This is a genomic window from Specibacter sp. NPDC057265 (assembly GCF_042668835.1).
GTDB lineage: Bacteria > Actinomycetota > Actinomycetes > Actinomycetales > Micrococcaceae > Specibacter.
Map to the genome: position 1 here is coordinate 1 of NZ_JBHUYE010000028.1, position 22,056 is coordinate 22,056.

The 22,056-nt window shown below is 64.4% G+C and carries 14 protein-coding genes; 3 read left to right on the forward strand and 11 right to left on the reverse strand.

The genetic code is table 11. The features are described 5' to 3' along the window. Window positions 1–360: 360 nt before the first annotated feature. The 3 genes from glgB to ACFUCV_RS14200 are packed head-to-tail and all read right to left on the reverse strand — an operon-like array spanning window position 361 to window position 7,935. Window positions 361–4,113, reverse strand: coding sequence for a 1,4-alpha-glucan branching protein GlgB (gene glgB / locus ACFUCV_RS14190; RefSeq protein WP_380816849.1), 3,753 nt, complete (start codon window positions 4,111–4,113; stop codon window positions 361–363). After that, window positions 4,113–5,900, reverse strand: a complete 1,788-nt coding sequence (treS, locus tag ACFUCV_RS14195; protein ID WP_380816851.1) for a maltose alpha-D-glucosyltransferase — start codon at window positions 5,898–5,900, stop codon at window positions 4,113–4,115. The genes glgB and treS overlap by 1 nt, the downstream gene beginning before the upstream one ends. A 4-nt stretch (window positions 5,901–5,904) precedes the next feature. Then, a complete protein-coding gene (locus ACFUCV_RS14200; RefSeq protein WP_380816876.1) occupies window positions 5,905–7,935 on the reverse strand; it encodes an alpha-1,4-glucan--maltose-1-phosphate maltosyltransferase in 2,031 nt (676 codons plus the stop codon). Between the two features lie 282 nt (window positions 7,936–8,217). Here ACFUCV_RS14200 and glgP point away from each other — a divergent pair, with 282 nt between their 5' ends. Beyond that, on the forward strand, window positions 8,218–10,836 hold the full coding sequence (gene glgP / locus ACFUCV_RS14205; protein WP_380816854.1) for an alpha-glucan family phosphorylase: 2,619 nt from the start codon (window positions 8,218–8,220) through the stop codon (window positions 10,834–10,836). 398 nt (window positions 10,837–11,234) lie between these two features. Here glgP and glgX read toward each other — a convergent pair whose 3' ends face one another. The 6 genes from glgX to ACFUCV_RS14235 form a co-directional block, all read right to left on the reverse strand. Further along, the gene (glgX, locus tag ACFUCV_RS14210) at window positions 11,235–13,538 is read right to left on the reverse strand and encodes a glycogen debranching protein GlgX (protein ID WP_380816856.1); all 2,304 of its coding nucleotides are present in this window, start codon (window positions 13,536–13,538) and stop codon (window positions 11,235–11,237) included. Between the two features lie 3 nt (window positions 13,539–13,541). Continuing rightward, window positions 13,542–14,537, reverse strand: coding sequence for a 23S rRNA (guanosine(2251)-2'-O)-methyltransferase RlmB (gene rlmB, locus ACFUCV_RS14215; protein WP_380816858.1), 996 nt, complete (start codon window positions 14,535–14,537; stop codon window positions 13,542–13,544). A 189-nt stretch (window positions 14,538–14,726) separates the two neighbouring features. After that, window positions 14,727–16,142, reverse strand: a complete 1,416-nt coding sequence (gene cysS, locus ACFUCV_RS14220; protein WP_380816861.1) for a cysteine--tRNA ligase — start codon at window positions 16,140–16,142, stop codon at window positions 14,727–14,729. 4 nt (window positions 16,143–16,146) lie between these two features. Beyond that, complete coding sequence (ispF, locus tag ACFUCV_RS14225; RefSeq protein ID WP_380816863.1) at window positions 16,147–16,683, reverse strand: 2-C-methyl-D-erythritol 2,4-cyclodiphosphate synthase; 537 nt, start codon at window positions 16,681–16,683, stop codon at window positions 16,147–16,149. 2 nt (window positions 16,684–16,685) lie between these two features. Further along, window positions 16,686–17,453, reverse strand: coding sequence for a 2-C-methyl-D-erythritol 4-phosphate cytidylyltransferase (gene ispD, locus ACFUCV_RS14230; RefSeq protein WP_380816865.1), 768 nt, complete (start codon window positions 17,451–17,453; stop codon window positions 16,686–16,688). Between the two features lie 106 nt (window positions 17,454–17,559). Further along, window positions 17,560–18,042 (reverse strand): CarD family transcriptional regulator, encoded by a 483-nt coding sequence (locus ACFUCV_RS14235; protein ID WP_269939073.1) that lies wholly within the window; start codon window positions 18,040–18,042, stop codon window positions 17,560–17,562. A 309-nt stretch (window positions 18,043–18,351) separates the two neighbouring features. Here ACFUCV_RS14235 and ACFUCV_RS14240 point away from each other — a divergent pair, with 309 nt between their 5' ends. Next, window positions 18,352–18,936, forward strand: coding sequence for a hypothetical protein (locus ACFUCV_RS14240; protein ID WP_380816868.1), 585 nt, complete (start codon window positions 18,352–18,354; stop codon window positions 18,934–18,936). A 178-nt stretch (window positions 18,937–19,114) separates the two neighbouring features. On the opposite strand, the gene ACFUCV_RS14245 is transcribed toward ACFUCV_RS14240, so the two are convergent. Continuing rightward, window positions 19,115–19,795: a response regulator gene (locus ACFUCV_RS14245; RefSeq protein WP_380816870.1), complete on the reverse strand. Its 681-nt coding sequence runs from the start codon at window positions 19,793–19,795 to the stop codon at window positions 19,115–19,117. Window positions 19,796–19,810: 15 nt separating this feature from the next. Further along, complete coding sequence (locus ACFUCV_RS14250; protein ID WP_380816872.1) at window positions 19,811–21,061, reverse strand: sensor histidine kinase; 1,251 nt, start codon at window positions 21,059–21,061, stop codon at window positions 19,811–19,813. Window positions 21,062–21,222: 161 nt separating this feature from the next. Here ACFUCV_RS14250 and phoU point away from each other — a divergent pair, with 161 nt between their 5' ends. After that, complete coding sequence (gene phoU / locus ACFUCV_RS14255; RefSeq protein ID WP_380816874.1) at window positions 21,223–21,885, forward strand: phosphate signaling complex protein PhoU; 663 nt, start codon at window positions 21,223–21,225, stop codon at window positions 21,883–21,885. Window positions 21,886–22,056: the final 171 nt, after the last annotated feature.

Genomic DNA, 22,056 nt, shown 5'->3' on the forward strand with positions numbered 1-22,056 from the left:
CAACCAAATAACCAATCCATAAAACAATAAATTGGTATCAATAAAACTTGGCACACTATTGAGTTCTCAAACAACAACCACACCCAGCCAACACATTCGAACCAACTAGTTCGTGATGATCAGCGCCGGGGCAACTTTTCAAGCTTAACCGCTCAACTTCCCGGAAGTCAAATCCAAGGTTCGGACCGTATTCATTTGATAAATCATTTGAATGCACACCATTGAGCCAAATTCTTGAGCTGTATGGTTTGGGTCTGTTCCGGATCTGAACGGTTCGTTCAGCGGAGTACCAACTCTACCACCTGCTTGCGGTGAACACAAAACCGCAAGCAGGTGAACATCCGGGTTTCTTTTGGGGCCTTATTCTTCCCGCTGCCCGGCCACCGTCGAAGCGGGCAGTGCCTGCTCCGCAGCTGTCTTCTCCGGCACCAGATACAGCGTTCCCAACGGCGGGATGCGCAGCGTCACCGAGTGCTCCTGCCCATCCCATTCCTTGGCTTCGGCGGCCATGGGTCCTTCGTTGTGGACATTGGATCCGCCGTACTCGGAAAGGTCGGTGTTGAAGGCTTCCTTCCACGCCCCCGCTGCGGGCAGCCCCACACGGTAGCCCTCGTAGGCCACGCCGGCGAAGTTGACAATGCAGACCAGTGGATTGCCGGCCTTGTCTAGCCTGATGAAGGACAACACAGTGTTTTTGGTGTCCCCGCCATTGAGCCAATTGAACCCGGCCGGCACGTTGTCCTGCTCATACAGTGCCGGCGTGGAGGTGTACCTGTCATTGAGTTCACGGATCATGCGCTGCACGCCGCCATGGGCCGGGTCCTCCGCCAGCCACCAGTCCAGACCGTATTGTTCACTCCATTCGGATTCCTGCCCAAACTCGGTGCCCATGAAAATGAGCTGCTTGCCCGGGTGCGCCCACTGGAATGCGAGATAGGAGCGCAGATTGGCCAGCTGCTGCCAGCGGTCGCCGGGCATTTTGCGCAGCAGCGAGCCCTTGCCGTGGACAACCTCGTCGTGGCTGATGGGCAGCAGGAAGTTCTCCGTGAAGGCGTACACCATGGAGAAGGTGATTTGGCTGTGGTGCCAGCCCCGGTTGATGGGGTCTTCCGCAACATAGGCCAGGGAATCATGCATCCACCCCATGTTCCACTTGATGCCAAAGCCCAGGCCGCCTTCACTGGTGGGTGCCGTGACGCCGGGGAACGCCGTGGATTCCTCGGCGATGGTGACAATGCCGGGGTTGCGCTTGTACGCCGTGGCGTTCATTTCCTGCAGGAAGGTGATGGCCTCCAGGTTTTCCCGGCCGCCGTGCCGGTTGGGGCTCCAGGCGCCCTCATTGCGTGAGTAGTCCAGGTACAGCATGGACGCCACGGCATCGACGCGCAGTCCGTCAATATGGAATTCCTCAAACCAGTACAGGGCATTGGCCACCAGGAAGTTGCGGACTTCATTGCGGCCAAAGTCAAAGATCAGGGTTCCCCAGTCGGGATGTTCCCCCAGCTGCGGGTTGGCATGCTCATATTGCGGTCCGCCATTGAATTTGGCCAGCGCCCATGCGTCCTTGGGGAAGTGCGCCGGGACCCAGTCCATGATCACGCCCACGCCTGCCTGGTGGAGTGCGTCCACTAGGTGCCGGAATTCATCCGGATGGCCAAAACGTGAGGTCGGGGCGTAGTAGGAGGTGACCTGGTAACCCCAGGAGCCTCCAAAGGGGTGTTCCGCCACCGGCATGAGTTCAACGTGGGTGAAGCCAAGGTCCGCCACGTACTCCACCAGTTCCGTGGCCAGCTCCGTGTAGCTCAGCCCCGGCCGCCAGGAGCCCAGGTGGACTTCGTAGACGCTCATGGGTGAATTGTGCGGATCCGTCTCGGCCCGCTTGGCCATCCAGGCATCGTCCTTGAAGGAGTAGCTTGACTCCACCACGCGCGACGCCGTCAAAGGTGGCACTTCCGTGCCGTACGCCATGGGATCGGCCTTTTCCAGCCACCGTCCGTCCCCGGTCAAAATTTCATACTTGTAACTTGCGCCGGCGGCGACGTCTGGAATGAAGAGTTCCCAAATGCCGCTGCTGCCCAAGGTGCGCATGCCGTGGCCGCGGCCATCCCAACCGTTGAACTCGCCGATGACCCGCACCGCCTGCACACCGGGGACCCAGAGCGCAAAGCTGACACCTGCCACCTCCCCCATGGAGGAGTGGTAGCGCCGGACGTGGGCACCCAAAACAGTCCACAGGGTTTCATGCCGGCCCTCAGCCATGAGGTGCAGGTCCAGTTCCCCCACCGTGGGCAGGTACCGGTAAGGATCATCCGTGCGGTGAACGGTGCCGTGGTAGCTCACATCCAGGCGGTAGTCCGGCACGTGGCCGGAGTCCGGAGCCGGAACCACTGCCACCCAAATTCCGCCATGTTCATGGTGCATGGGGTATTCCCCGTCAGCCGTGACAACTGTGACAGCCTCCGCCAGATGGCGCAGGGTGCGTATGGTGACCCGGTCCGCACCGTCCAGATGCGCGCCCAGCACGGAGTGCGGAGCGTAATGTGTCCCGCCGGAAACCCGTTCCAAGACTTCAGTTTCAACCTCTAGGGGGGTTGCTTCGCCAAGTCCCATATCCACATCACTTTCAGTCGATTTCAACAAAACACGCACCGCCTCAAGCGGCACCCGGACCCAGTCCGGACGGTTCTGCAATTCATAGACCACCTCATAGAGGGCCTTGTCCAACAACAGTGCCTGCAACAGCGGACTGTCTGCATCCAAATGTTCCCCGGACGCAGATCCATAGGCTGCCAGGAATGCCTGGGAGGCGCCCTGCACCCAGCGGGAGCGATCCTGTGCGGACATGCCCTGGGCCTGGGCGCCGGCATAGTCGAAGGAACGCAACATTCCCGCCACGTCCCGCAATGCCGCATCTGGAGTGCTGCGCTCCGCCAGCGGCCGCAGCGGCTCGCCTTCAAAGTCCAAAATGAACCAGTCACCGCCCGCGGAGCTGTCGCGGTGCAGCAGCTGGCCCAAATGCAGATCACCATGAATGCGCTGCATGGCAGGCACCTGGGTGATTTGGCCCAGCTGTGTCAGAAAACTGTTCCAGTGCGCTTGATCAAGTCCGACGGCGCTTCCTGCCACCTCCCATGCCGCCTCCAAGCGGTCCTGCAACGCCTGCACGAAGGCCGTGGCCGCGGCGCCGTCGGGGGTGGTTGAACCCATGCTTTGGGCAAGTGCGGCATGCACATGCGCCAGGGCCGCACCAATGGCTGCGGCATGCGGGGTAAAATCGATGCCCCTTTGGGCGTGGTCCAAGGCCAGCGTCCAACCGTCGCTGGCTCCTTGAATGAAATCGTGAATGACAAACAAGGTGGTCCGCTGGGCACCCCACGCCCCCGACGCTTGAAGCGCCGGGACATTGAGGGCGCTTCCAGCCGTGGGGAGCTCCGCGAGTGCCTGGCCAATGTCCTGTTCCGGATGGGAGCCGGCATGCAGCACCCGGAAGAATTTGGCAATGAGCGCCTTGTCCCCCAGGGAGAACATCACCGAGGTGTTGGACTGTTCGGTGGCAATGGTGCGCACATTGGTGGCCATGGATGTATCCAGTGCCGCAAAGTCCGGGTTCAACCACAGCGCCAGGCCCTGGCCGCCGTCGGCGTCCGGCTCCTGGCCCCGGCCCAGGGATGCCAGCCAGGCACGCACAAAGTTGGCATCTGACAAACCGTCAAAAAGCTCGGCTCCGGCACCCAGGCCGGGCAGCTTCGAACCAGCCGCGCCGGACGCTTCCCCGCCGAGTGTGCCAATGTGAATGGGCTTTGCCGAATCCCCGCTCAGGGCCGAGGCAGCGGCCCCGGCGCGAACGGTGACGGGCACCTGCAGCAACAGGCTTTGCGCGGCCGCCTGGGCAGGAAAGTCAATTCCCACCAAGAGCACCAGAAAAGCTGCCGTGGGCGCGAAAGCCACCTTGGGCGCGGCGCCTGCATCGGCACTGCCGGGCCCCACTCCTGCCGGCAGCTCGAAGCTGTCGACGATGCGCACGCGCGCGCCGTCGCCTGATGTTCCCTTGCGCGGGTACCAGCGCTGGGACGGCAGCCACTGCGTCAGCAGGTCCTCCACTGTGCCAGTCATCAGTACCCCTGCTGGGAGCCGTCGATAATGGGCATGGCCATGGTTTGCGTGGACAGCACATTGGACGCCTGCGAGCGCACCCGCAGCCAGAAGAAGTCGTAGGACCCCAGGGTCAAGGTGAGCTTCCCGTCCTCACCAATGCCGGGGAAGATGTCCCCGCCAAAGACGTCGCGCAAACCGCGGCCGGCCAATGCCGGCAGGTCAAGGACCGTGGAGGAGGGGTGCTGCGAGAGGTTGTAGACGCACAGCACGCTCTCGGGCGCCTCCCCCTCGTCATTGCCCACGGGCAGCACGCGCAGGAAGGCGAGCACCGACTCGTGGTGGGTGTTCACATTCTCATAGCGGCCCAGGCCGAAGGCCGGGTGGGCCTTGCGCACCGCCAGGATCTGCTTGTTCCAGTGCAGCAGCGAACTGCTGTGGGCCGTCTGTGCCTCCACGTTCACGTGGTTGTAGTGGTACACCAGCGACTGCACCACGGGCAGGTACAGTTTGCCGGGATCGGCGTGGGAGAACCCGGCGTTCCGGTCCGGGTTCCACTGCATGGGGGTGCGGGAGGCGTCCCGGTCATCAAGCCAGATGTTGTCGCCCATGCCAATCTCATCCCCGTAATACAGGAACGGACTGCCCGGCAGGGCCAGCAACAGGGCATTGATCATTTCAATTTCGGCCCGGGAGTTGTCCAGCAGCGGCGCCAGCCGACGTCGGATGCCCACATTGGCGCGCATGCGGGAGTCCGGTGCGTACCAGCCCAGCATGGCTTCACGTTCGGCAGCTGTCACCATTTCCAAGGTCAGCTCGTCGTGGTTGCGCAGGAACGTCCCCCACTGGGCCCCATTGGGAATGTCGGGGGTGTTGGCCAGGGTCTCCACAATCGGGGCGGCCTTTTGGTCCCGCAGCGCGTAGTAGAGCCGGGGCATGATGGGGAAGTGGAAGGCCATGTGGCATTCGGGGTCAGCCTCGGTGCCAAAGTAGTCCACCACCTCTTCAGGCATCTGGTTGGCCTCGGCAATGATCACCCGTCCCGGGTACTCGGCATCCACCATGGCGCGCAGCTTCTGCAGGAATTCATGCGTCTCCGGCAGGTTCTCGCAGTTGGTGCCGTCTTCGGCGTACAGGTACGGAATGGCGTCGGCACGGAAGCCGTCAATGCCCTGATCGAGCCAGAAGCGCACAATGTCAAAGACGGCTTCGTGGACTGCCGGGTTGCGGTAGTTCAAATCCGGCTGGTGGCTGAAGAAGCGGTGCCAAAAGAACTGCCGGCGGATGGGGTCAAAGGTCCAGTTCGATTCCTCCGTGTCGATGAAGATGATGCGGGCATCCTCATACAGTTCGGTGGTGTCGCTCCACATGTAAAAGTCGCCGTAGGGTCCCTCGGGGTCCTCCCGGGAGGCTTGGAACCACTTGTGCTGGTCCGAGGTGTGGTTCAGCGGCAGGTCAATGATGACGCGCATGCCGCGTTCGTGGGCTTGGGTGACCAGGGACTTGAAGTCCAAAATGGTGCCGTAGCTGTCCATGACCGCCGTGAAATCGCGGACGTCGTAGCCGCCGTCGAGCAGCGGGGAATCAAAGAACGGCGGCAGCCACAGGCAGTCGATGCCCAGCCACTGCAGATAGTCCAGCCGTGAGATCAGCCCGGAGAAGTCGCCCGCGCCGTCGCCGTTGGCGTCGGCGAAGCTTTGGACCAGGACTTCATAAAAAACCGCCTTGCGGTACCAGTGCGGATCGTGGACCAGGCCGGGGGCGTTCAGGTTGAATTGGGGGGCGTTCGTGGTGCGTTGGTATGTCATTCAATTACCGCCTGATGTAGAGGATGTGGGCCGGTTCTAAATGGGCGTCAAGCCGGAAGTAGTTTCTTTTGCCCCAGTTCCATGTGGCACCGGTGACCAGGTCTTCAACCATAAACGTTCCGTCCGCGGACAATCCATCCAGGGACAGCGCGTCCAGGTCAAGGGTGACCTCGCCCTCGCGCATGCTGTGGGGGTCAACATTGATGACCACAATGATGGTGTCCTTGCGCTCCGGCCCGGTGGCCGTGGCGGCGATGGTCTTATGTTTGCTGAACACCAGCGTCGCCTCGTCGGTGCTTTCATGCAGACTCAGGTTTTGCAGATCCAGCAGGGCGGGGTGCTCGCGGCGGATCTTGTTCAGCAGGGTGACAAACGGGGCCAGCGACTTCCCTGCGGCCTCGGCGCCGGCAAAGTCCCGTTGCTTGTATTCGTACTTTTCATTGTCAATGTTCTCCTCCGAGCCCGGCCGCGCCACGTGCTCGTACAGCTCGTAGCCGGCGTACATGCCCCACAGCGGGCTGCCCATGGCGGCCAAAATGGCGCGGATCTTAAAGGCCTGCGGACCGCCGTACTGCAGGAACTCGGTGAGGATGTCCGGGGTGTTGACAAAGAAGTTGGGCCGGAAGTAACCGGGCGATTCCCGGCTGACATGGACCAGGTACTCCTCCAGCTCCTCCTTGGTGTTGCGCCAGGTGAAGTAGCTGTACGACTGCTGGAAACCTGCCCTGCCCAGCGCCGCCATCATGGCCGGACGGGTGAAGGCCTCGGCCAGGAACACCACATCCGGGTCTTCGGCGTTGATGGTGCCAATGAGCCACTCCCAGAACCAGACGGGTTTGGTGTGTGGGTTGTCCACCCGGAAAATCCGCACCCCGCGGTCAATCCACAGCCGCACAATGCGCAGGATCTCCGCCGACAAGCCGGCCGGGTCGTTGTCAAAGTTCAGCGGGTAGATGTCCTGGTACTTCTTCGGCGGGTTTTCCGCGTACGCAATGGTCCCGTCCACGCGCGTGGTGAACCATTCCGGGTGTTCGGTGGCCCAGGGGTGGTCCGGGGCGCACTGCAGCGCCAGATCCAAAGCCACCTCCAGCCCCAGGTCCCTGGCGGCGGCAACAAAGCCGGCAAAGTCCTCCACCGACCCCAAATCGGGGTGGATGGCGTCGTGCCCGCCCTCGTCGGAGCCGATGGCCCAGGGCGAGCCCGGATCCTGCGGCCCCGCCTCAAGTGAATTGTTGGGGCCCTTGCGGTTGATCTTGCCAATGGGGTGGATGGGTGGCAGGTACACCACGTCAAAGCCCATGGCCGCCACGGCGGGAAGGCGGTTGCGTGCGGTGCGGAAGTTGCCGCTGGTCCACTCCCCCGTGTCCGGGTGCCGCATGGCACCCTCGGAGCGCGGGAAAAATTCGTACCAGGCACCGCGTCCGGCGGCGTCGCGCTCCACCAGCAGCGGATACTCCTGGCTGCGGGTCACCAGATCACGCAGCGGGAACCGGGCCACGGCGGCACGCACCTCCAAGGAGGTGCCGGCGGCGAGGCGGTCAATGGTGTTCAGCGAGGCATCGGCCAAGGTGGCGGCGGCCTGCCGGAACACGTGGGCGGCGTCGGGATCGGTGTCCTGCGCCCCCCCGGCGGCGGCGGCGAACAGCTGCGAGCCCTCCTCCAGCATGACGTCAACGTCCACGTCGGCGTTGATCTTCACCTGGGCGTTGTGGGCCCAGGTGGCGTAGAGGTCGCCCCAAGCTTCAATGGCGAAGGTCCACAGGCCCTCATGGTCCGGGGTCAACACCCCTTCCCAGGCGTCGGTGCCCTTGGCGCCGGGGGTCATGGCCACGCGCTGGGCCTCGCTTTTATCCGGAGCCACAAGGATCGCCGTGGCACCCAGGGCGTCATGGCCTTCCCGGAAGATCACTGCACTGACGCGCACATCAGCGCCCCGCACCCCCTTGGCGGGAAACTTCCCCTCCTCCAGCACGGGCTGGACCTTGGTGATGGGGATGCGCCCAAAGCGCAGGCCCTGCCGGGGATCCGCCGGCACGGAGTCCCCGGCCGGCGTCGTTCCCGGTGGCGGAGTTGCCCCCGCCCCTGCGGACGCGGCGGACGTGGACGTGGCGGGCGCTTTGCGCGAAGGCTTAGAAGAACTCACCTTCTAGACGTTAGCGACTCCTGGCCCGGATTGCTAAGGCCCCCCGAAGTTTTACCCGGTAAATTGTCCATAAGTCAGTGCCTTTGAGCAGGCATTCACGCGGCGCACGTAACAAGTGGAGATTTTTCCAGTATCGGTGCCTGCAAGCGCGGACTCTGGACTAGGCTGACCAAAATGAAGGCTATTCGCAGATTTACCGTCCGCACAGTCGTCCCCGCGCAAATCAGTGCGCTGACCAAATTGGCCACCAACTTGAGGTGGTCCTGGCATGTCCCCACCCGTGCCCTGTTTGAATCGCTGAACCCGGAGCTGTGGGCGGCCTCGCGCCAGAACCCGCTGGCCATGCTGGGTCAACTGAGCCGGGAACAACTTCAAAAGCTGGCCGACAACCCCGAAGTGGTGGCCCGCGTGGCGGCCGCGTCGCAAAATTTGGAAGCCTACCTCAGCGAACCGCGCTGGTATCAGGGCCTGGGGGCCGAGGCACCCCAGTGCGTGGCCTACTTCTCCCCCGAATTCGGCATTACCGAAGTGTTGCCCCAGTACTCGGGCGGTCTGGGCATTTTGGCAGGCGACCACTTGAAATCCGCCTCCGATCTGGGCGTGCCGCTCATTGGCGTGGGGCTGCTGTACCAGGCCGGCTACTTCAAGCAGTCCCTGTCCCGGGACGCCTGGCAGCAGGAGAGCTACCCGCTGCTGGATCCCGACTCCCTGCCGCTGACCCAGCTGCGTGAAGCGGACGGGACGCCGGCGCAGGTGCAGCTGCCGCTTCCGGACGGGCGCCTGCTGCGGGCCAACATTTGGCGCGCCGATGTGGGCCGTGTGCCCCTGCTGCTGCTGGATTCCAATGTGGCTGAAAATGACGACGCCGCCCGCGGCGTGACCGACAGGCTCTACGGCGGCGGCGGCGATCACCGCCTGACCCAGGAACTTTTGCTTGGCATGGGCGGGGTGAAGGCCCTGCGCGTCCACGCCCGCCTCACCGGCACCACCGCCCCGGAAGTGTTCCACACCAATGAAGGCCATGCCGGTTTCCTCGGCATTGAACGCATCCGCGAACTCATGGACCCGGACGTGACGGCGCACCCCCTGTCCTGGGCCGAGGCCCTGGCGGCCGGCCGCGCCTCCACCGTCTTCACCACGCATACGCCCGTGCCCGCCGGCATTGACAGGTTCCCGCGCACCATGATTGAGACCTTCTTTGCCGGGTCCCTGGCGCCGGGGGTTCCGGTGGCTGAAATCCTGGCCTTGGGCGCGGAAAATTACGACGGCGGCGACCCCGAAATGTTCAACATGGCCGTCATGGGGCTGCGCCTGGCCCAACGCGCCAATGGCGTGGCCAAGCTCCACGGCGTGGTTTCCCGCGGCATGTTTTCCGGACTGTGGCCCGGCTTTGACCAGCAGGACGTGCCCATCACCTCCGTCACCAACGGCGTGCACGTCCCCACCTGGGTGGCACCGGAACTGGCGGCCATGGCCAGGGAACACCTGGGCAGCGACGTGCTGGACGGGCCCAACTGGTCCAAGGTGTACGAGGTCAGCGACGCCGACCTCTGGGCACTGCGCCGCAGGCTGCGGCAAAAACTGGTCACCGATGCCCGGCGTCGGCTGCGTTCGTCCTGGAAGAAGCGCGGTTCCGCCGACGCCCAGCTGGCGTGGACGGATTCCGTGCTGGACCCGGATGTGTTGACCATCGGCTTTGCCCGCCGCGTCCCCACCTACAAGCGCCTGACCCTGATGCTCCGGGACCCGGCCCGGCTCAAGGCCCTGCTGCTGCACCCCACGCACCCCATTCAAATCATCATTGCCGGCAAATCGCACCCCGCGGACGACGCCGGCAAGAAAATGATCCAGGACCTGGTGCAGTTCACCGACGATCCCGAGGTGCGCCACCGCATTGTCTTCCTCCCCAACTACGACATTGCCATGGCCCGCACCCTGTTCCCCGGCTGCGACGTCTGGCTGAACAACCCCCTGCGCCCGCTCGAGGCCTGCGGCACCTCCGGCATGAAGGCCGCCATCAACGGCTCGCTGAACCTCTCCGTCATGGACGGCTGGTGGGATGAAATGTACGACGGCGAAAACGGCTGGGCAATCCCGACCGCCAACAGCGGTGCCGGCGATGACGAGCGGGACGACATTGAGGCCTCGGCCCTTTACGAACTGCTCGAAACCCAGGTGGCGCCCCGGTTCTACGGGGAGGTGGCGCCGGTGTCAGCCGGCGCGGCGGGACCCTCCCAGGGCCGGGATGGGGAACTGCCGGCCCACTGGATCTCCATGATCAAGCACACCCTGGCCAACTTGGGTCCGGCCGTGTCAGCTAACCGCATGGTGGCCGAATACGTGCAACGGCTGTACCAGCCTGCCGCGGAATCGGCGCGCCGGGCCAAGGCCGACAACTACGCCTCGGTACGTCAACTGGCGCAATGGAGCGGGGAAATGCGGCAGGCGTGGCCGGAAGTCCGGGTGGAGCACGTGGACACCCACAATTTGGCGGATGAGCCGCAGATTGGCGAGACGGTGGAGGTCCGTGCCTGGGTGAAACTGGGCGGACTGGACCCTGCCGATGTGCATGTCAACGTGGTCTACGGCACGGCGGGCGACTCCGACGAGCTCAATGACACGGCACTTCTGGCACTGAACCATGTGCAGGATGACGGCAACGGCAGGCACCAGTTCGCCGGCGAGCTGCTCATTGACCGCTCCGGCGACTTTGGTTACGGCGTGCAGGTGCTGCCCCACCACGAGGCCTTGGCCCATCCGGCGGAACTGGGCCTGATCACCAGCGCCCGCTAGGATGCGTCCGGGGCGGCGCCGCTGCCCCGGACGCGCCCTGCCTGCCGCCACGCCTCCGCGCTGCCACCCCGTCCCGCCTGCCGCCGAGACCGACCCAGCACCGTTGAATCAGACGCAGCACCACATCTGCTACGACGCCGCTGGGTCGGACTCAACGCGTAGGGGCGGCGCCCCGCAGCGACGGAGCTGCCACAGCACGCCGGGGGTTGCACATCCGGCAAAACCTCTGCTGATTAACCCGGCCCGCGCACTTGTGCCGCCGCGCCTGCCGCGTCCTGCCGCGTCCTGTCGCCGAGACCGACCCAGCACCGTTGTTGCAGACGCAGCACCACATCTGCTTCAACGGCGCTGGGTCGGACTCAACGCGTAGGGGCGGCGCCCGCAGCAGCGGCCCCTGTTCAGGGGGTCGGTGCCGGCGCCAGGTCGTTGCGGTACATCTGCACGGTGTTGGCTTCCACCCGCACGGTGCCCCCGGCGGGGACCGCGGACGCTCCACGGGGCAGCACGAAGGTGGGTTCGCCGTCCACCGTGTGGGCGGCTTCCGCCGTGGACATCCGCAGCAGATACGGCCGTGGCGGACCCGCGAAGACGGCTGCCGCAACGTCGGCCGACTCCGCGTATTCGAGCTGCCCGGCCGCCACGGCACCGGGAGCAGCCACGCCACCGGGAGCAGCCACAGCCGCGCCCTCCGTGGCGTCAGGCCCGCCGGCACCGGCCATGCCTTCAAGGGGGCTTTCAAAGCGCGGATTGGCCGGCAACACCACATCCTGGTCGGAAATGCCGGTATTGAACACCACCAGACCGTCCACGACTCCGGTGGGGGAACCCATGAGCATGGTCAGCACGCGCTCCTTTGGGTCGCTCCAGCGCTCCACGGTCATGGGCAGCCCGTCGGCGCCGTACCAGTGGATGAACGACTGCCGTCCCCGGGTGGGATAGCTGCTGGGCTGCGCGGCGAGGAAGCTTCTGCGCATTTTGAGCAGCCGTTGGGTCGCAGCCAGCATGGTCTTCGCTTCCCTGTCCATGGTCCAATCCAGCCAGGCAATTTCATTGTCCTGGCAGTACACATTGTTGTTTCCGCCCTGGCTGCGGCCCAGCTCATCGCCGGCGGTGATCATGGGCACGCCCAGGGACAAGAGCAGGGTGGCCATCAGGTTCCGGGCGGTCCGGGCACGGTGTGCCAGGGTATGCGGGTTGTTGGTGATGCCCTCAATCCCGTGATTCCAGCTCCGGTTCTCGTTGGTGCCGTCGCGGTTGTCCTCCTGGTTGTCCTCATTGTGCTTGACGTTGTAGGCGGTCAGATCCGCCAGGGTGAAGCCGTCATGGGCCGTGACCAGGTTGATGGAGGCCATGGCGCTGCGGCCCGAAGAGGCAAACATGGCCGCCGAACCACCCAGGGCATCGGCGAAGGACGCCAGGCCCTGGGCCTCGTTTCCGGCAAACATGGTGGCCCGGTCCCCCAGCCACACCTGCCGCACCGTGTCGCGGAAGGAGTCGTTCCAGTCGGCCCAGCCGGTGGGGAAATGGCCTGTCTGCCAGCCGCCATGGGCAACATCCCAGGGTTCGGCAATGAGTTTGGTGGCCGCCAGGACACCGTCGGTGGCGGCGGCCAGCAGGAAGGGGTGCTGGGGATTGAACTCGTGAACGCCGTCACGGGCCATGGAGACCGCCAAATCAAAGCGGAACCCGTCAATGTGGTACTCCTGAACCCAAAACCGCAACGAGTCCATGGCCATCTTGATCACCTGCGGATTGCCAAAATTCAGCGAATTCCCGCACCCGGTGGTGTCGTGGTATTTGCCGTCGCGCATGCGGTAATACTGTTCCTCGGCCAAGCCCCGCCAGCTGTAGCTGGGCCCGTCCGCGCCGCCCTCCGCCGTGTGGTTGTACACCACATCCAAAATGACCTCAATGCCTGCCATGTGCAGCGCCTTGATCATGCCTTTAAGTTCGGCCTGGACCGCCTGCGGGCCGGCAGCCTGCGCCGCGGCGCTGGCATAGCCCGCATGCGGGGCAAAGAACCCCAGGGTGTTGTAGCCCCAGTAGTTGCTCATCCCGCTTTTTTGCAGGTGGGGTTCGTCAATATGGAAATGAATGGGCAACAGTTCGACGGCGCTCACCCCCAGTTCCTGGAGATGGGCGATCATGACCGGATGGGCCATGCCGGCATAGCTGCCGCGGATGTCTTCGGGAATGTCCGGGTGGAGCATGGTCTGGCCGCGCACATGTGCTTCGTAAAACACTGTCTCACGCCAGGGCGTGTTGGGGCGGGCCACAGCGCCCCAATCAAAGTCCTGGTCCATGCGCACTGAAAGGTAGGCGCACCCGCCGTTCCCGCGCTGCTTTTTTTCAATGTACTGCCCGTAGGGGTCCAGGAGCAGCTGTTCGGCCTCCGGGTCGATCAGGAGCAGCTCATCGCCGGTGGCACCGGGCTGGGTGTAGAAACCGTAGAGCGTCCCGGCGGGCATGTTTTCCACCAGACCGTGGTGCACGCCGTCGGTCTTGTCCGGCAGCAGCAGCGCCTTCCAATGGCTTCCCGGCGCCAAAAAACACAGCACCACATCGCTGAAGGCCGGCGAATACACCGCCACATTGGCCGCGGCCGGTCCGTGCTCGCGGGGGATGGCACTGACACCCAGGGGAAAGGGACGCGACAAAGCCGCACCCAACGTACTGATGGCCTGGATGACAGTGACACTCATGTCTTAGCCTTGGACCGCGCGTTGCCTTGAGATCTCGTACAGGCTGATGCCCACGGCCATGGAAGCGTTGAGGGACTCCATGGCCGAATCAATCGGGATGGAGACAATTTGATCGCAGTTCTCGCGCACCAGGCGGGACAGGCCCTTGCCCTCGGAGCCCACCACAATGCAGACCGGCTCCTGGGCCAGCGTCAAGTCCGGCAGCGACACGTCACCGTCGCCGTCAAGACCCAAAACGAAGTAACCCATTTTTTGGAATGCGGCAATTGCGCGGTTCAGGTTGGGGGCCTTGGCCACCGGCACACGCACGGCGGCGCCGGCGCTGGTCTTCCACGCCGCGGCCGTGACACCGGCGCTGCGGCGCTCGGGAATGATGACGGCGTGGCCGGAGAAGGCCGAGACGCTGCGGATGATGGCGCCGAGGTTGCGGGTGTCGGTGATGCCGTCCAGCGCCACAATCAGGGGCGCGTTGGCAATGTGGCCCTTTTTCCACTTGGTGATGACCTCGCCGGCCAGGTCCACGGCGTCTTCGTACTCGTACGGGGGGATCTGCAGCACCAGGCCCTGGTGGACGGCGTCTTCGGTGAGCCGGTCCAGTTCGGGCTTGTGCGCTTCCATCAGCGGGATGCCCCGCTCGGTGGCGAGCTTGATGGACTCACGCACGCGCTCGTCCATGTCAACGCGGACGGCCACGTACAGGGCCTTGGCGGGAATGCCGGCACGCAGAGCCTCAACCACCGAGTTGCGGCCCGTGACGAGCTCTTCCATGGCCTTGCCCTTGGGCCCGCTGTTGCGGCGCGGGGACTTGCTGGCGCCGGCGCGCTTTTCCGCAGAACGCTCCGCGAGCTCCTTGTTCTTGTACGCCTTGTGGTAGGTGCGCTCCTCAGCCTTCGGGGTGGGGCCCTTGCCCTCGAGTGCCTTGCGGCCCAGCCCGCCGGTGCCCTTGACGGGGCCCTTTTTGAGCTTGCGGACGGCGCCGGAACGGGAAGTGTTGGCCATGGTAAAACCCCTACGATTGATGCGGCGCCCTAGCTGGCCCCGAAGTTCTTCAAACAAATCTTCTCAGCGGCACTTTTTTGGCTCGCCTGATGACGAGTAAACCCGCAGCTATCAGCTTACGGCCTCAAGGCCAATTCAGTGCTATGGGCGCCTAAAAGTGGCCTGCTTCACGGCGGGCAGGCGCCGGGCTTATTTCTTCAGTGACCAGGTGGAGCCGGCGGCGGAATCCGCCACGTCCACCCCGGCGGCGGCCAGAATGTCACGGATCCGGTCCGATTCGGCCCAGTTTTTCTCCGCCCGCGCCTGCGCACGGGCCTGCAGCTGCGCGGTGACCAGCACGTTCAGGGCGCGCTGTTCAGCGGCGCCGCCCTGCTGCTGCCACTGAACGTCCAGGGGGTTGATGCCCAGCGCATCGGTCATGCCCATGACAGCCAAAAACGCCTGCTCCATGGCAGCCCTGTCACCGGCGGCCAATGCGGTATTGCCGGCCCTGACTGTCTCATGCAGCACCCCAAGGGCGGCAGGGACATTGAGGTCGTCATCCATGGCGGCGTCGAAGCCACCCGGCCGGGTGCCCGCATAGGCAAAATCCCCGGCCGGGAACAGCTGTGCCTGCGCCGCCTTGGCGAAGGTTTCAACGCGGTCGACGGCGGCCGCCGCTTCCTCCAGCGAGGTGGGACGGTAGTCCAAAACCGAACGGTAGTGGGCCTGTCCCAGGTAGTAGCGGACCACCAGGGGGCGGGCCAGGGCCAGCATTTCACGCGGGTTGATGGTGTTGCCCAGGGACTTGGACATTTTTTCGCCCTGGTAGGTGACCATGCCGTTATGCATCCAAAAGTTGGCGAAGCCGTGGCCGGCGGCCTGGGACTGGGCCATTTCATTTTCATGGTGCGGGAACCGCAAATCCAGGCCGCCGCCGTGAATGTCGAACTCGGTGCCCAGGTACTTGGTGACCATGGCGGAGCATTCCAGGTGCCAGCCGGGGCGCCCGGCCCCCCAGGGGGAATCCCACTGGGCGCTCTCCGGCTCCCCCGCCTTGAAACCCTTCCACAGCGCAAAGTCGCGGGGATCGCGCTTGCCCCGGGGATCGGCGTCGGGCGCGGCCTGCATGTCATCAATGTTTTGGTGCGTCAGGGCCCCGTACCGGGCCCAGGACCGCACATCAAAATACACATCCCCGGAGCGGTCGGGCGCCGGGTAGGCGTGGCCGCGGGCAATGAGGGTGGCGATGAGGGCGTGCATCTCGGGAATGTGGCCGGTGGCGCGGGGCTCGTAGCTGGGCTTGAGGATGCCCAGCGCCGCGTAGGCCTGCGCAAAGGCCTGCTCGTAGCGGTAGGCCAGCGCCCACCAGGACTCATTGTTTTCGGTGGCCTTGGCCAGAATCTTGTCATCAATGTCGGTGACATTGCGCACCACTGTGACGTCCAGTCCGCGGGCCTGCAGCCAACGGGTCAGCTGGTCGAAGGCCAGGGCTGAACGCACATGCCCAATGTGCGGTTCACCCTGCACCGTGGCGCCGCAGTAGTACAGGGATGCCTGCCCGGCGGTAAGCGGAACAAAGTCCCGGACGGTGGCGGTGGCTGAGTCATGGAATCGCAAGGTCACGGCTCTAGGGTATCCCGCCGTCCGCGGCAGCGTGTTGTTGCGCCGCCGGGACCTCGGATTCCCGGGCCACCACCAGGGCGGTGGCCACGGCAGTGATTCCCTCGCTGCGGCCGGTGAAGCCCAGGTGGTCGGAGGTGGTGGCGCTGACGGAGACCGGCGCGCGGGCGGCGGCGCTGAGCACCGCTTCGGCTTCGCCGCGGCGGGGGGAGAATTTGGGCCGGTTGCCCACAAACTGCACCGCCACATTGCCAATGTCATAGCCGGCGGCCCGCACAATGCGGGCCGCCTCGGCCAGCAGCCGCACCCCGGATGCGCCTCGGTATTCGGGGCGCCCGGTGCCAAAATGGGTGCCAAGGTCCCCCACCCCGGCTGCTGAGAACAGGGCGTCGGCTGCGGCGTGGGCCACGGCGTCGCCGTCGGAATGGCCGCTGAGGCCCTGCTCACCCTCCCACAGCAGGCCGGCCAGCCACAGGGGTGTGGGGTTGTCTTGGGCGGCAAAGGCGTGGACGTCAATGCCAATGCCGGTACGGGGCAGATTCACGGCTATCCCTCCACCCAGCGCGGGCGCAGCGGCCCCTCCAGCATGGCCTCGGCCAGCAGCAGGTCCATGGGGGTGGTGATCTTGAAGCTGTGCGTGGAGCCCTGGACCACAAAGACGTCCCCGCCCATGGCCTCGACCAGCATGGCGTCATCGGTGACCTGGGTGCCGGCATCGAGTGTTTGGGCGTGGGCCCGGCGCAGCGTGTCCAGGGTGAATCCCTGCGGCGTCTGCACGGCGCGCAGCTGGTGGCGGGCGGGCGTGCCCACCACCTGTTCCACCCCGGCACCGGTGGCGGGCAGGGCAGCGGGGACCACGGTCTTAATGGTGTCGGTGACGGCCAGGGCCGGGATCACGGCGTCGGCACCGTCGCGCAGGGCGGCCACCACCCGTTTGAACACGCCCGTGGGGGTCAGCGGGCGGGCGGCGTCATGCACCAAAACACAGCCGACGTCCCCGGAGATGTGCCGCAGCGCGGCAGCCACGGAGGCCGCCCGGTCCGCCCCGCCCTCGACGGCGTTGAACTTCAGTCCCGCGGCGGTGGCTTCGGCACCGAGCCGGCGGCAGATTTCAGCCAGTTCGGGATCGTTGGCGGGAATGGCAACACAGATTTGCTCCGCCACCGCCGCCCGCAGGACCCCGCGCACTGCATGGACCAGCAACGGTTCCCCACCCAGCGGAACCCGCGCCTTGGGCACGCCGTGGCCCAGGCGCTGGCCCGATCCGGCCGCCACAATCACCACGGCACAGTGGCCGTCCTTCACATCAGTCATGGCTCAAGAGTAGACCGCCGGGCATCAATTGCTGCGGATATACAAATCCCCCTGCGCCGCATGGCGAGGGGGATGTGCACAGCCGCTGTGAATTGTTCCCAGCCGCTTATGAAGCCAATACTTCGTCGAGGACTTCCGCGGCCTTGTCCTCGTCAGTCTTTTCCGCCAGGGCGAGCTCGGAAATCAGGATCTGGCGTGCCTTGGCCAGCATGCGCTTCTCACCGGCCGAAAGGCCCCGGTCGTTGTCGCGGCGCCACAGGTCGCGAACAACCTCTGCCACCTTGATGACATCCCCTGATGCGAGCTTTTCCAGGTTTGCCTTGTACCGGCGGGACCAGTTGGTGGGCTCCTCCGTAAACTCGGCGCGGAGCACCTCAAAAACGTGCTCCAACCCTTCCTTGCCCACTACATCGCGAACCCCAACAAGGTCAACGTTTTCCGCGGGAACTTCAATTGTCAGATCCCCCTGGGCCACCTTGAGCTTGAGGTACATCTTCTCTTCGCCACGAATGGTGCGCATCTTGATCTCTTCGATCTTCGCCGCACCATGATGTGGGTAAACTACTGTCTCGCCGACCTCAAAAAGCATGTGGATTCTCCCTTTCCAATACCCCTAGTTTATCACGGTTAACTTTCCACTCCCTTGTGTTTCCGCAGGTCAGCGCCCGCTGACGCTCAGCTGGCCGCGCAACCGCTCCGGCAGGTGAAGATTGCGTGAACTCTTGACTTACCGGCGGCCAAATGCATGGCGGGCACCTCCGCGCCGGCGCCGGCTGCGCGGAAGCGTACATTTATCCCATTTGCGGATAAGCTGGGCAAAGATATTTTGTCTTTTCCATGAGGAGTTATTGACGTGAGAATCGCTGCTGGCATTCGCGGGACCCAAGGAGCTCAGCGTTTGAGCCTGATTGCTGCCATCGGCATTGGCGCCATGGCATTCACAGGGTGCAGTGCCATCAACCCGCAAAGCACCACCATGATCTACTCCGCATCCGACGGCGTGCGCCTTGATTTGGGCCAGATGCAATTGCGCAACGTCTTGGTTGTTTCCGAGGGCGCCGGTGAGGCCGGCCGGGTTTCGGGCTCCTTCTACAACCAGTCCGACTCCGACATCACCTTGACCTTCAGCGGCGCCGCCGGCTCCCAGACGGAAATCACCGTCAAGCCCGGCATCCCCGTGATCTTGAACAGTGACAACGACGCCGCCGTGCTCAGCACCGTGGAGCAGCCGCCCGGAAGCGTGGAGAGCATTGACCTGCGCACCTCCGGCGCCGAATCCCAGACAGCCACCTTGCAGGTTCCCATCCTCGATGGCACCTTGAAGGAATACCAGAACCTGGTGCCCACCACGGCTCCGAGCGCCGAAGCCACCGATGTTCCCAGCGTCATGCCCACGGAGCTGCCCCTGGAAGTTCCCAGCGCCGTGCCGACCGCAGCGCCCGAGGGGCTGCCGACGGAAGCTGCGGAAACAACCGCGCCGTAAGCCGTTCGGCGGCCCAAGCGGCAGCAAAAGACCCCTGGATTCCCTCGAATCCAGGGGTCTTTTGTTTTTCACGCCCCTGCGGCGTTCAAGCAGCGGTGCCCCAGTGCACCGTTGCCCAACCCAAGATGGGGTCCGGGGCGGTCCAGGGTTGCGCCCGGTGCGGGATCTGTGGTGAGGCTCAGGGCTCGAACTTGTACCCCAGACCACGCACCGTGACCAGATGGCGCGGAACGGCCGGATCAGGTTCAATCTTGCTGCGCAGCCGCTTGACGTGCACATCGAGGGTCTTGGTGTCACCCACATAGTCGGACCCCCACACCCTGTCGATCAGCTGGCCGCGGGTGAGGACCTTTCCGGCGTTGCGCAGCAGCATTTCCAGCAGATCAAATTCCTTCAGCGGGAACGCCACGTCCACCCCCTGCACGCTCACCACATGCCGTTCGATGTCCAGGCGGACCGGACCGGCCTGGACAGTGACGCCCAGCAGCTCTTCACCTTCGCCCAGGCGGCGGAGCACCGCCCGGATCCGGGCAATGAGCTCACGGGATGAATAGGGTTTGGTGACGTAGTCGTCGGCCCCCAGCTCCAGCCCCAGCACCTTGTCTATTTCAGCGTCCTTGGCCGTGAGCATGATGATGGGCACGGTGGAGCGCTGCCGCAAATGCTTGCAGACCTCGGTCCCGCTCATGCCGGGCAGCTGCAGATCAAGCAGCACCAGATCCGCCCCGCTGCGTTCAAATTCCACCAGCGCGTCCAGGCCGTTGTCCACCACCTGGACCTCGTAGCCTTCCTTGGACAATAGGAACTGCAGCGGATCGCTGATGGAGTCCTCGTCCTCAACCACTAAAATTCTGTTCAAGCCGCTTGTGCTCCTCTAGTTCAGGTGGGGGTGCCGGTCGGCGCGGTGGTGCGTGGCGCCGTCGGCCATTGGATTGGAAAGTTCAGGCAGGCGCACGGTGAAGGTGGAACCCATTTTAGGCGCCGACCACAGTGTCACCTCGCCGCCATGGTTGCTGATGATGTGCTTGACAATGCTCAGGCCCAGCCCGGTGCCGCCGGTGTGCCGCGAGCGGGCAGTGTCCACACGGTAGAAGCGCTCAAAGATCCGGTCCTGCTCGGCCGGGGTGAGGCCGTCGCCCTGGTCGGAAATGCTGACGGAGACCACACCGTCCGTGGTGGACAGGCCAATGCCCACCTGGGTGTTTTCCGGGGAATACCGCACCGCATTGTCAATGAGGTTCCGCAGGGCCGTCACCAGCTGCGCCTGCTCCCCGTGGACCCAGGCCGGGTGCGCCTGGCCCACAGCCAAGGTGATGTTGCGGCTCTGCGCGGGCGTGCGCGTCCTGTCCACGGCCTCGGCAATGACGGCGTTCATGTCCACCTCGGTGCCCACCACGGCCACATCCTTGCCCTGCACCCGGGAGAGTTCAATGATGTCCTGAATCAACGCGGCCAGCCGCGCGGACTCGGTCATCATCCGGGAGGCAAAGCGGCGCACGGTGGCCTGGTCCTCCGGGGCGGATTCCAACGCCTCGGCAAGCAGGGAAATGGCACCCACGGGCGTTTTCAGTTCGTGGGAAACATTGGCCACAAAGTCGTTGCGGACGGCCTCGGTGCGGGCAATTTCAGTGCGGTCGTCCGCCAGCAGCAGGATGTATTCCTCCCCCAGGGGTGCCACGCGCACTTGAATCACCAGGGTGCTTTGATTGGGGGCGCCATGCAGGGCCGCGCCCTGGACGCCTGCGGCTGCCGCTCCTCCGGCGCTCTGGCCAGCCGCGGGCAGGGCCAGCCGGGGCAGGATCAAGTCCCGCTCTTCAATCACCCCGTCACTGCGCACCCGCTTGGCCAGTTCCACAAGCTCCTGATGCACCACCGTGTGGCCGCGGACCAGACCAAAGGCGTACGCGCCGGGACTGGCCCGCACCACGCCGTCGACCGTGTCCAGGACAATGTAGGCACGGCCCACCACTGAAAGCACTTCGGCGGCACCTTCGGGAAGGGTGGGCTCGTCAATGTCCAGCGGGACACGGCGGGAGCGCTCGCTGAGGCTGAAGGCAAACATGCCCACCACGCCAAGGGCCAGGCCAATCAGCCCGGCAACCAGTCCTACACTCAAGGGATCCACGGCTCAAGCCTAAGCGGTGGATCCTGCCCTTTGACCAAAACCGCGGCCCGCGCGCCGCCCGTTCAGCCAACGTTCACCTTGGCGTGCCGCCACGTTCACCTTCTGCTGTCATGCTGGAGCCTAGTTGGGCACCTGTTGCCCTGCCCAAGAAAGGACACCGCGTGCGAAAAGTTTTCCAGGCCGAGCTCCACCAAATCGGCGAAGGGCTCGTAGAGATTTCCAGCCTTGTCGGCGAGGCCATCTCCAAGGCGACGGCGGCTTTTGCCAGCGCCGATCTGCAGCAGGCCCAGGAAGTCATTGCAGCTGACGCGCGCATTGATTTTTTGCAAAATGATTTGGACGAACGGGCCATTGACGTGCTGGCCCTGCAGGGACCGGTGGCCAGCGATCTGCGCATGATCGTGGGCTCCCTGCGGATGAGCGCCTCCCTGGAGCGCATGGGCGATTTGGCCCGCCACATTGCCCAATTGACGCGGCTGCGTTTTCCCAACACCGTGATCCCCACGTCATTGACCGGCACCTTCGCCGAACTGGCCCGCCTGGACATCCTCATTGCCGGGAAGGTCACCGAACTTTTGGATACGCGTGATTTGGCCCTGGTCGCCGACATCACCGGGGCCAAGGCGGAGATCAGCAAACTCCACAAGAGCGTTTTCACCACCATGGCAGCCCCGCAGTGGCAGGAGACGCCCGCCACCACCGTGGACGTCACCCTGGCCAGCCGCTACTTTGAACGTTTTGGGGACCATGGGGTGTCAGTGGCCCGGAAGGTCTCTTATTTGGTGACCGGCGAATGGCAGCCCGAGGACTTCCTCGCCGGCTGACAGCTGCCAACAAGAAGGACGCCGGCTTCCTTGCCCATAAAAGGCAAGGAATCCGGCGTCCTGTTTTTAAAGCCAGGGCCTACTTTTTTACCTGGTTTTCCAAAGCCGCAATTGAGGCGGCTGCCCCCAACCGATACACGGATTTTGAGCACGGGGTGATTGTGGCGAACT